The sequence below is a fragment of the Schlesneria sp. genome, from assembly GCF_036405755.1.
Classification (GTDB): Bacteria; Planctomycetota; Planctomycetia; order Planctomycetales; family Planctomycetaceae; genus Schlesneria; species Schlesneria sphaerica.
Genome location: NZ_DASWWZ010000054.1, coordinates 1 through 11,355 on the forward strand (window position 1 = coordinate 1; position 11,355 = coordinate 11,355).

7 protein-coding genes are annotated in these 11,355 nt (G+C 56.3%); 5 read left to right on the forward strand and 2 right to left on the reverse strand.

The genetic code is table 11. From position 1 onward, the window contains the following. Both VGE80_RS01870 and VGE80_RS01875 read left to right on the forward strand, forming a co-directional pair. A partial coding sequence (locus VGE80_RS01870; RefSeq protein ID WP_440591465.1) for a hypothetical protein occupies positions 1 to 348 on the forward strand: 348 nt, incomplete at its 5' end. Between the two features lie 27 nt (positions 349 to 375). Next, complete coding sequence (locus VGE80_RS01875) at positions 376 to 1,380, forward strand: glycosylase (RefSeq protein ID WP_440591466.1); 1,005 nt, start codon at positions 376 to 378, stop codon at positions 1,378 to 1,380. Between the two features lie 117 nt (positions 1,381 to 1,497). Here VGE80_RS01875 and VGE80_RS01880 read toward each other — a convergent pair whose 3' ends face one another. After that, on the reverse strand, positions 1,498 to 2,697 hold the full coding sequence (locus VGE80_RS01880; RefSeq protein WP_440591467.1) for an NAD(P)/FAD-dependent oxidoreductase: 1,200 nt from the start codon (positions 2,695 to 2,697) through the stop codon (positions 1,498 to 1,500). Positions 2,698 to 3,091: 394 nt separating this feature from the next. Between VGE80_RS01880 and VGE80_RS01885 the strand changes: the two genes are divergently transcribed. Next, positions 3,092 to 4,654: an FAD-dependent oxidoreductase gene (locus VGE80_RS01885; RefSeq protein WP_440591468.1), complete on the forward strand. Its 1,563-nt coding sequence runs from the start codon at positions 3,092 to 3,094 to the stop codon at positions 4,652 to 4,654. 476 nt (positions 4,655 to 5,130) lie between these two features. Beyond that, positions 5,131 to 8,220 (forward strand): hybrid sensor histidine kinase/response regulator, encoded by a 3,090-nt coding sequence (locus VGE80_RS01890; RefSeq protein ID WP_440591469.1) that lies wholly within the window; start codon positions 5,131 to 5,133, stop codon positions 8,218 to 8,220. 139 nt (positions 8,221 to 8,359) lie between these two features. Here the strand turns inward: VGE80_RS01890 and VGE80_RS01895 are convergent, their stop codons facing one another. Then, positions 8,360 to 9,094, reverse strand: coding sequence for a tyrosine-protein phosphatase (locus tag VGE80_RS01895; RefSeq protein ID WP_440591470.1), 735 nt, complete (start codon positions 9,092 to 9,094; stop codon positions 8,360 to 8,362). A 351-nt stretch (positions 9,095 to 9,445) separates the two neighbouring features. On the opposite strand from VGE80_RS01895, the gene VGE80_RS01900 reads away from it, so the two are divergent. Then, on the forward strand, positions 9,446 to 11,355 hold a 1,910-nt coding region (locus tag VGE80_RS01900; RefSeq protein WP_440591471.1), incomplete at its 3' end, for a prolyl oligopeptidase family serine peptidase.

The following is an 11,355-nucleotide window of genomic DNA, read 5'->3' on the forward strand; positions in this document are numbered from 1 at the left end:
GCGGCTCGTAAACTGGTCGTTCAGGGTGGCCGCATCATTGTCTTGTCCGATCTGGCCGCAGAGCCGGGGGCAGGAATCGAAATGATCGGCAACAGTCGTTCGGCCAAGGCCGCCCTGCGCCCCCTGAGAAATGCCGCACCGCCAGACGTGTTATCAGCATCACAAATTGCTTCCGCTGCAGACTGGGCTTCAATTTACTTGCTCAGCCGTCTCGACAGCCAACTCGTCGAACGGTCGTTCATGACACCGCTGGAAGACCCGCTCGAGGCCGCTCGGCTGCTTGCTTCGTGTGATGGATGCATCGTGTTGGCGGGGGCACAGCACGTTTACAGCGAAATTCAGGAATAACCTTACTCGCGTAAGAAAGGCCAATCGATGGACAATGCCCGAGGGAATTCAAGCCAGTTAGGGGCCGTTGAGTCTCTGGGGCCGGTCCGCTCGTCGCTGCACTGTTTTGCGATGCTGGCCTGCCTGCTTATTTCACCGCTTTGGGTCGCGAGTGTCGTCTACGCTGATGAGGAATTTCCTCCCGAGTTGACTCAGTTTGAGTCTGACCCGCGTAACCCTCTGTTCCTCGGTGCGGGGGAGGGGCATTGGGATGTCAAGATCCGGGAACGGGGCTGGATTCTGCGTGAAGGGAACCAATGGAAAATGTGGTACACGGGCTACGACGGAACCCGCCCGGGTCAGAAGAAGCTGGGCTACGCCACGTCCACGGATGGCTACGTCTGGCAGCGGGAGTCCCGAAACCCCATCTATTCGGAATATTGGGTTGAAGATGTCTGCATTATTCCCCATGAGGGGACCTACTATATGTTCGCGGAAGGGGCGCAGGACCAGGCGCATCTTCTCACGTCGCGCGACGGAGTTTCGTGGCAGCGAGTGCGGCGGCTGGATGTGCGCAAGGTCAACGGCGAACCGATTTCCGATGGCCCGTATGGAACTCCGACTGCTTGGTTTGAGAACGGCAAGTGGTACTTGTTCTACGAACGTGGGGATCGGGCAGTCTGGCTGGCGACATCGTCAGATACCGAGGTTTTCACCAATGTCAAAGACGAACCGGTATTGGAACCGGGACCCGATGAGTATGACTTCAATCAGATTGCTCTCAACCAGATTTTCCGACACAAGGGGCGCTACTACGCAGTCTTTCACGGGGCTCATAAATCGGAAGATCCCGGCACGCCATCCATCTGGTCAACAGGATTGGCAGTTTCGGATGATCTGATTCACTGGAAGAAGTACGCTGGCAACCCGCTTCGGCCGACGAAGGAGAATAAGTCGAGCGGGATGCTGATCTTTGATGGCGAACGATTCCGTCTTTACACGATGCACAACGAAGTCAACGTGCATCATGCGAGGTTGCAGGCCACTCCTTGAGATGTTGAGTCAGTTACTCGCTGCTGTAGCAACGGCCATCATGCTGCTTGATCGTTCAACGTTCAAAGGGATCTGGTACGTTCATTTGCGGTGTCGTGACTGTGCGACTCGCTGGGTTCATCTGCCAAACCGAAACAATTGCGCGTCTTCGTTCGGTCGTCCCTGGATCAGGTCACTCAGGATTTCGGCCGCGATCACACTGTAGGTGATTCCGTTTCCACCGAATCCCAGGGCGAAGTGGGCATTCGTGATTTCCGGAGAAGGGCCGATGTAGGCGAGCCCGTCCTTCGTTTCACCAAATGTTCCCGCCCAGGCGTATTCGCTTTCGAGCGGAAAGTCGGGGAAAAGCGATTTCAGTCGCTCCAGCAGGCGATTCTTCTTGAGGTCGAGCTGAGCGTCACGGCGAGCGGGAGAACGAAAGGGATCGTCTTCACCTCCGGCCAGAATTCGTCCCTCGACAGTGCGCCGGAGATAAAGGTAAGGACGAGCAGACTCCCAGATCAGGCAGGGTTGCTTCCAGATTTGCGGCTGATCAGGCTCCGTAATCAGCGCGTAGGTACTTTTTAACGTCACGATTTTTTCCCGCAACGCGGTTTGGGCTTCATAACCGTTCGCGAAGACCATCACCTTGGCTCTAATGATCGCATCGCGATCTGTGGTAAGTTCAACCCCAGTACCGGTCGACTTCCAGGCGAGAACCGTGGTCCGGTCATAAACACGCAGACCCCGGTTCTGCCCCGCTTCCAGCAGACGATGCGTCAGTCGAAAGGGATCCACGGCAGCGGCTTGTTGGGACAGAATTCCCCCCTGCGCCTCGAAACCGAATTCATTCCGGATATCGAACGTACTCCGCCAGCGGACCGGAAAGTCATGTCGGGCACGGAGTTCGCACTCAGCCTGCAGAGCCGGGATGTCCTTGGGCTGGGAAGCCAGATACAGGCTTGGTTGGCGTTCGAAGTCACAGGCGTCATCCAGCCCCGAAACAATCTCGGCAAGTTGGTCGATGGCATTCGAACAAAGTCGGTAAGCACGAACAGCCGCATCCTTGCCGATCATCTCAGCCAGATCGGTCAGATGGGTATCGACCTCGTATTGGAGGAGGGCGGTGCTTGCACTGGTACTTCCCTGGGCAATTTCTCGGCGGTCCACCAGAACGACCGAAAGGCCCTCCTGAGTCAGCCGATGCGCTACCAGAGCACCAGTGATGCCACCCCCCAAAATGGCAACGTCACAGTCCTCGTCACTTTTCAGCGGAGGGTAACAGCGAAGAAGTCCATTTTTTAGAGGCCAGAACGGGATGTCTGATTTTAGATCCATGCAGACTAATCTCACTCGTCTCAGATGCAGATCACGGATGTCTCGTCAGGGCTGCGTCGGGATTGGTTCTTGCTTCGCTGCTGTTCGTTCCAACTCGTCCCCAAGATGAGGGGAACCCGACCTCTGCGGCGAGGGAAATAACGAAGCAGAAAGGTTCCCGTTGTGCTGGATGTATGGGCTGACTCGTGGCAATGAACCTTGGACGACCAACTAGCATATTCGATACCACAATCGTCGAAAATCGCTACCTGTCGCTTGGCGGTTTGATTTTGAGAGGAACCGGATCCCAGAAGAATGGGTCTCACGTGAGGTTGATCGTCCCTGAAGCCCCGGCACTAAGTTTGCTACTTCCATTCTGAAAAGGGAGCACCGCAGAAAATAAAGGAACCTTCCAATGCAGCGACAAACTGAACAAACACAGTCTGTATGGATGGCAACCGCTTCAATTCCTGGTCGGCCAGTCCTGCAGAAAGACTTGAAGGTCGATGTTTGCGTGGTTGGTGCGGGGATCGCCGGTATCTCGACAGCTTACTCACTGGCAAAAGCCGGTAAGTCGGTGGTGGTCGTTGACAGTCGGCGGATCGCTGCTGGCCAGACGCAGCGGACGACCGCTCATCTGTCCAACGCCCACGACAACCTCTACAGCGAGGTGGAAAAAGTTCACGGCGTCGACGGGGTTCGGATCGCCGCTGAAAGCCATACGGCTGCGATTAATCGAATCGAAGAAATCGTCCGGAACGAGGGAATCGACTGCGACTTCCACCGTCTTCCCGGTTACCTGTTCTGTCCTCCCGGGCAGAAGACCGACATATTGGATAAGGAACTTGAGTCAGCGACACGGGCAGGTCTGAAAGGTCTCGAAATCGTGGGACGTGCGCCGCTGACGACTTTCGATACGGGTCGGGCTCTTCGCTACCCGAATCAGGGCCAGTTTCACCCGCTGAAGTACATTTCTCATCTGGCGGAATCGATCCAAGAGATGGGGGGACATGTTTTCGGAGACACCCCGGTCCGTCAGGTACATGGCGGAAGTGTGCCGTCCGTAGAAACGTCAGCCGGACCTACGATTACAGCCAAGGCTGTTGTGGTGGCCACGAACTCGCCCGTCAACGATATCTTTGCGATGCATACGAAGATGGCTCCGTATCTTACCTATGTCATCGCCGCACGAATTCCGGCCGGCAGTATTACGCGGGGTTTATTCTGGGATACCGAAGAGTACTATCACTATGTTCGGCTGCAGAAATTTACGGATGCGGAAGACCTGATGATTATCGGCGGGGAAGATCATAAAGCGGGACAGGTTAACGATCAGGCCGAGCGACATTTCCGCTTGGAAAATTGGGGTCGAGAACGTTTTCCGATGATGGGAAAAATCGAATTCCGCTGGTCGGGTATGGTGATGGAGACGACGGACGGGGGCGCCTTTATTGGCAAGAATCCCGCAGATCAAGAGAACGTCTATATTGCGACCGGTGACTCGGGAATGGGGATGACTCATGGAACGATCGCAGGGATCCTCCTGACAGAACTGATTCTGGGTCACGATCACCCTTGGGCAAAATTTTATGATCCGGCACGTAAACCGGTTTCAGGAATGGCCTGGCGTAACTTCGTGTCAGAGAACTGGAACGTGGGCACGGAGTACGTCGTCGACTGGCTCTCGGGTGGCGACCGGAGTTCGGCTGATGAACTGGAACGGGACGAGGGAACCGTCCTCAGGCGTGGCCTTTCCAAAGTCGCGGTTTATCGAGATGAGGCTGGAGAATTACACGAATGCTCTGCTGTCTGCCCGCATCTGGGTTGCATCGTTCACTGGAACAACCTCGAAAAGGTGTGGGACTGTCCGTGCCACGGATCGCGGTTCGATGCTTACGGGCAAGTCGTGAACGGCCCCGCTATTTCCGCGCTGGAGCCGGTGGATAAAAGTGTTCCTCAGGAATCGCAGTCCGGCTAGTTCAGCAGTTTTACGAGTTCCGTCGACCAGCCGCTCGCGGGGTGCATTCCGACAAGAGACCGATGTCGCCTCGCACAAGCAAGATCTTCGTTCGCCACACCGACGGATCGCAGGGGACAATCACGAGGTTAGTTCTCTGAACGGAACCGGTTGGCCCGGTCTGTCCATCGCGCCGACCACGTCGAAAATGAGGTTCGTGTTCCGGGCTGCGAATCTGATAAGCGGTAAGTTCGTCGCGGTGATGTAATCCCGCACAGACTCTTGCAATCGTGATGTGGCTTATTTTCCCGCCCCGCTAACGGGGGTTGTGGAGTCGACGGACGGCAGTTGACCGGGATATATTCCCTCGGGCGAGCTGGCTGACGCTGTCGAGCCGTCTCAAACGGCTAGGGGTTGCCCCCTTTTCGGGGAGAAAAGCCGCCTCCTCGCACTGCGCCGTCGACACAGTATGAAGAGAATCTGCGGAGCTTTCCGTAATGCCATCGCTGAAGCGAAACGTGATCCCGATCGTCGTCAGCATTATCGGCTGTACGCTGATGGTCGTGTTTCAAAGGTTTACTCCCAACCTTTTCAGTGGGATTCCAACCTCTCTGGCGTTTACGCTCATGATCGCCGTGAGTGGAGTACTGGGGGGATGGAGGTCCGGAGCCATCTCCACGACTTCAGGGATCTTAACGGCCCTCTTCCTGTTTTCGCCCTCGTACATCCAACGAATTAGTGACGATCCGTCCGGATTAGTACGTCTCATGTCGTTCGCAATTCTCGGAGCAATCCTCTGCGGGATCGGGGAATTGCTGCAACGGGCCTGGCGCCGTATCGACGACCGCCAGCAGGAGCTCGAAGCCGAGATTCGGCTGCGTCGTCTAACGCAGCTTGCGGAACAGGCTCGTGCGGATGAGTTGATGACGACGTTGGCGAGTATTGCGGACGGGGTGATCACGACCGACAGTGAAGGGCGGGTCCGGTTTATTAATTCGGTAGCAGAAGCACTTGTCGGGTGGAAACGGTCTGAAGCGGTAGGGCAAAGGCTTGCCAGTGTGTTTCGGGTGGTCAATGAACAGACTCATGAGCCTGTCGAAAATCCCGCAGACCTTGCACGACGACAGGGTGTTACGATTGGTTTCGACAAGCCGACATTGTTGATCGCCCGCGATGGGACCGAGCGACTGATTGATGAGTCGGCGGCACCCATCCAAACGGAACACGGTCATATCAGTGGCACGGTGCTGGTGTTCCGCGACATCACCGAAAAGCGGAAGACTCAACTCGCCTTACAGGAACAGCAGCAGCGGGCTCTGGTCCTTCTGGAAAGCATCAGTGAGGCGTTCTTCTCGATCGATCGTGAGTGGAAATTCACGTATGTCAACGGGCCGGCAGGTAGGCTTCTTAATGCCACCGCGGATCGGCTTGTCAGAAGGTGCTTGTGGGATGTCTTCCCGGGTTTTACGGGAAGTGAGTTCGAAGCCGTTTTCAGGATGGCAATGGATCGTCACCAGGAGGGTTCGGTCACCGCATTCTCTTCCGATCTCAACTGCGACGCCGAAGTGCGGGCTTATCCCACTCCAGAGGGGATTTCTGTCTTTGTCAACGACGTCAGTAAACGTCGACGCATGGAAGCCGAACGAGATGCATTGTTACGTCAAATTGACTTTGAGCGGGCACGACTGGCCGATATTTTCGAGCATGCACCCTCATTCATGTGTGTGCTCTCCGGTCCAGATCATCTGATCGAGCGGGCAAACGACCGCTACCGCGAACTGATTGGCGATCGCGACGTGGTCGGGATGACGATCCGCGAAGCATTTCCCGAGATTGCCGGTCAGGGCTACTTCGAAATCGTCGACGGTGTCTATCGCAGTGGAGAGACTCGCTTCGACACCGATCAGAAAGTGGTTTTTAATCGCAACGGGCAGTTGGAAGAACGCGTCATTGACTTTGTCTATCAGCCATTGAAAGACGCCAGGGGAGCGACCACGGGCGTACTGCTTCAGGGAATCGATTTAACCTCGCGTCAGAAAGCCGAGAATGACCTTGCACGCGTCACGGCCGAGTCGGAACGGCAACGCAGAATGTTCGAGACCGCGCTCTCGAACACCCCGGACTTTATCTACCTTTTCGACTGTGAGGGCCGATTTACTTATGTCAACAAATCATTGCTGACACTGTGGCAGAAAGACGCCTCTGAAGTTCTGGGGCGAAACTTCGAAGACCTGAACTATCCTGCGGACGTTGCCACCTTACTGCAACGGCAGATCGAGGATGTCGTTCGCACTCAACAGCCTGTACGAGATGAGGTTCTCTTTACCAGTTCTCTGGGGACGCGGTCCTACGAGCATATCTTCACGCCCGTTTTTGGTTCAGACGGTGAGGTCGAGGCCGTTGCGGGATCGAGTCGGGACATCACAGACCGAAAAGAATCGGAACGAGCCCTGCGGCAGGCCGACCGCAACAAGGATGACTTCCTGGCATTGCTGGCTCACGAACTGAGAAATCCCCTGGCACCGATCCGGAATGGATTGCAGGTCCTGCGTTTGTCGCAGAACGCAGAAGAGCGAGACCACGCTCAGACGATGATGGATCGACAGTTGACCCATATGGTCCGGCTGATTGATGACCTGCTGGATATGTCTCGGATCAACCGCCACAAGATGGAACTCCGTCGGACCCGTCTGACGCTGGAGGAAGCGATCAACAGCGCTGTCGAAACGGCGATGCCCGCGATCCAGGCTGCTGGACACACGCTGGAAATCCATCTTCCCCCCCAGCCCGTCTTCCTGGATGCGGACCTGACGCGACTCGCCCAGGTGTTTAGTAATCTGCTGACGAACTCGGCCCGCTACACTCACGATGCAGGGCTCATCTCTGTGGATGCCACACTCTCCGGAGATGAAGTGTGTGTGTCGGTGAAGGATAACGGGATCGGTATACCTGCCGATGCACTTCCTCACCTATTTGATATGTTCTCGCAAGTCGATCGTTCGATGGAACGGGCAACAGGCGGCCTTGGTATCGGCCTCGCGCTCGTCAAAGGATTGGTCGAAATGCATGGGGGAACTGTCACGGCGGCGAGTGAAGGTTTGGACAAGGGAAGTGAGTTTACCGTGCGCCTTCCCGTGATCTCGGACGATCACCCGCAACCACCTGCCAGGATGGCTCCCGAGGGCCTTCAGACGCCCCCCTCCAAACGACGAATCCTGGTCGTTGATGACAATCAGGATTCCGCATCATCCATGGCGATGATGCTGCGGCTACTGGGAAATGAAACGGATCTGGCTGCTGATGGGATTGAGGCGATTGAGCGAGCAGAAGCATTTCAACCTCATGTTATTCTGATGGATATCGGGATGCCTCGGCTGAATGGCTTAGATGCCGCTCGGCGTATTCGTCAACAGGAGTGGGGGGCCGACATGAGGATCGTGGCTCTGACCGGCTGGGGTCAGGAGTCGGACCGCGAACAGTCCTGGGAAGCGGGCTGCAACGGACATCTGGTAAAACCGGTCAGCCTGGACGATCTTCAGAAAATGCTGAACGAGCTTTCTCTTCCTGGGGGGATCCGCGTGGTTTAATCGACTCGGCAGATCGTTTGTCGTTCTCCAATCACGACGTAGCGGACTGGCTCGCGGCTGCCTGAACTCAGCTGCAAGATCGGCAAGCACGCGGCAGCGGTTCTCGCGTGTTCGTCAACGAAAGTTCTCGGGTAAAAAACTAGGAGACAGGTTCTGACAGCAGGCTGGCTCGTACCACTTCTGCCCGATCAAACAGATCCTCGGCCCGTTTGTCACCAAGATGCTCGCGGACCCATTGATAGCCTCGGGAAAGCCCCGAACATCGCTTCGTGTTGTGAGCGTCTGACGCCAGAATTGCTTCCCGGTAAGTCCGTAAAAATTGCTCCGCAAAGGCGTTGGCTTCAGGACCGAAATTGCCGATCAGCGAATCAACAGTAATTTGCAGCCACGCACCCGCCTCAACCAGTGGTCGAACCAATTCCGGCTGTTCCCGAAAAAAGACGTGCCTCTCGGGATGAGCGACGATCGGTATCATTCCCTGACGACGGATCCACTCAATCAGTTCTGCCGCGTCACGAGGAAATAAATCGACGGACCAGTTGAATTCGAGCAGCGTGAAGGTCTTCCGGTCGCCCAGATGGCAAAAGACATCGTCCTCAAACTCACGCCGGTAGACGGTGGAATCGTAAACCTGGATTTCGGAACCGGGTAGCACCGTCAACGGGATTCCGGCCCCCTTCAATTCCTGGTTAAAGGCCTGGACGTGAGGCAGTACATCAGCACGAAGCAAGTGAATCAGCCGATGACAATGAGGAGTCGCGGTAACTACTGTTACGCCATCCTCGACATAGGCACGAGCCAGCTTCAGACTTTCCTGCAGGTCTCGCGGTCCGTCATCGACACCTGGCAAGATATGGCTGTGGAGATCAATCATTCCCGGGGCGGTCCGTCATTGAAAAAGTGAGCGTCACTCCGCTTCCGTCGTGCGGAAGTGGCCTCAAATTGTAAATCACTTCGCATGCTCCTGCACATACGTCTTTCCGCAACAACTTTTAAAGGTATCCCCGCCCACCCCTGAGCTTCTGCCAGAATCTAATCGAGGCCTCAAACCTCAACCCTCATTTCCCTCGTCGCACCACAGTTGCCAGCCACGACCCTTTCCAGGCCCGACCGAATGGAAAGGGGGGACCTGCGAGTGTACATTCGGGCCGACGCTGAGGGGGCGATTGTCCCTGGATCTGTTCGCAATGTTGTGTCACCCCTGTCAGTTGCCAGAGGAACAAGAATGTCGATTCCCTTCCGCAGTACCAGTTCAAGTAAGAACGTAGACCATTCCTCAAGCCCCCTCCGCAACACGAATCCAATAGTTCCAACCGCTTTTGGACGCATCGCGAATCCCGTTTCCCTGGTGCAGTGGTGTCTCTGTCTCCTGGTGGTCCTCGTAGGGCAGAGCCTGATTGCCGCGGATTCACCTCCCGCTGCTGAAGTCGTTGCAACGGACGAGGCGACTCGACGGTTGCAAGCGGAATTCACGCGGCGACCTGACATCAATCCCGATTTGCTGGCGGATGCTCGCGTGTTTCTCCGAGCGGCCGTCTGGGCTCAACGGTATGACGGGCCGCTCACACCCGGTGATCGCGCCGTGGTGGATCAGGCTCTGGCGACCGGTTTGCATCGCCTCCAGCAACTTCAGAACAACCAGTCCCCCTGGACCAAGCGGAAAGGGAATCTTGTCCGCGGGTACGTCTCCGCCGTCGACGGATCTGCACAACCCTTCGGACTGATCATTCCCAAGGGATATGACGGGTCGCGTCCCACGCGACTGGATGTTGTCCTGCATGGAAGCTCCAAGCCGGTCGGGATGAGCGAGCTTCGCTTCATGTCTCGATTCGGTCTGACGGACAGTGCGGACGCGACCGGACCCGACGTGGACTACATCGAGCTCCACCCGTTGGGGCGAGTCGAAAATTGCTACCGCTGGGCAGGTGAGACCGACGTGTTCGAAGCGATTGAAGCCGTGTGCCGCAACTACAATATTGACCGCGATCGAATCGTCCTTCGGGGGATGTCGATGGGGGCATCGGGCACGTGGCATCTGGGATTGAAGCATCCTGATCGTTTCGTCGCACTCGGTCCCTACTGCGGTTATGTGGATACTCATCGATTCTCGGAAACTCCGATTCCCTCATTTATCAAGGTCGGCCCACTTCCCGAATATCAGGAGTTGGGCCTGCATATGCTCGATTCCGTCGACTATGCAGCGAATGCCAGTGTCGTCCCCGCGATTGCCGCCATCGGCGGTCAGGACATCTTCTTTCAGGCTCACGTCATCATGGGTGAAACATTTGCAAAGGAAGGGCTGCAAATGATCAACCTGATTTCCCCCGGGACGGGACACGTGATTGATCCTGTCACGCATGCCGAACAGATGCGATTGATCGGAATGCATGTGCACAGGGGGCTGGATCATACACCTCGTGAACTGCGCTTTGTGACATGGACCCTCAAGTACAGCCGCTGTCACTGGATCGAGCTGCTCGGTCTGCAGCAGCACTACGCTCGAGCAGAGATCAAATCCAGGATCCGGGATGACGGCAGTATCGACATCGTGACACTGCAGAACATTACTCACTTTGCCCTGGAACCACGAGTTCTTTCGGCCGAGGGAACCACGGTACGAATCGCCGGGCAGGAACTGCAACTTCCCGCTTCGAAACACCCCCTGGTCCTCGCGCTTCAGGAGGGGAAATGGGTCTGTCTCGGGGATCGACATGCGGTGAAACTCGCAGGTAAACGTCCCGGGTTGCAAGGTCCCATTGACGATGCCTTCAGTTCTCCTTTCCTCTGTGTACGCGGGACAGGGAAAGCCTGGAACCCCGAGATCCACGCGTGGGCTGACGCCAGCCTGCGGCGGTTTGAGTACGAATGGGCTCGTTACATGCGGGGAGACCTGACCGTCAAAAACGATACCGAGGTGACGGCCGAAGACCTCCGTGACAAACATCTGATCCTGTTTGGTGATCCTGGCAGCAACACGCTTATCGCCAAAGTTCTCCCCAGTCTGCCTCTCACGTGGACCCCTGAAACGTTGACTCTGGGAAACCGCGACTACGCGTCTGTCGGACACGCTCCTGCACTGATCCACCCCAGCCCTCTGGCGGCCGATCGCTATGTGGTGATTAACAGCGGACATAC

Bases quoted from the DNA above. Each gene is read 5' to 3' on its own strand.
- VGE80_RS01875 (WP_440591466.1), top strand. From the start codon at position 376: ATGGACAATGCCCGAGGGAATTCAAGCCAGTTAGGGGCCGTTGAGTCT.
- VGE80_RS01890 (WP_440591469.1), top strand. From the start codon at position 5,131: ATGCCATCGCTGAAGCGAAACGTGATCCCGATCGTCGTCAGCATTATC.
- VGE80_RS01895 (WP_440591470.1), bottom strand. From the start codon at position 9,094: ATGATTGATCTCCACAGCCATATCTTGCCAGGTGTCGATGACGGACCG.
- VGE80_RS01885 (WP_440591468.1), top strand. From the start codon at position 3,092: ATGCAGCGACAAACTGAACAAACACAGTCTGTATGGATGGCAACCGCT.
- VGE80_RS01880 (WP_440591467.1), bottom strand. From the start codon at position 2,697: ATGGATCTAAAATCAGACATCCCGTTCTGGCCTCTAAAAAATGGACTT.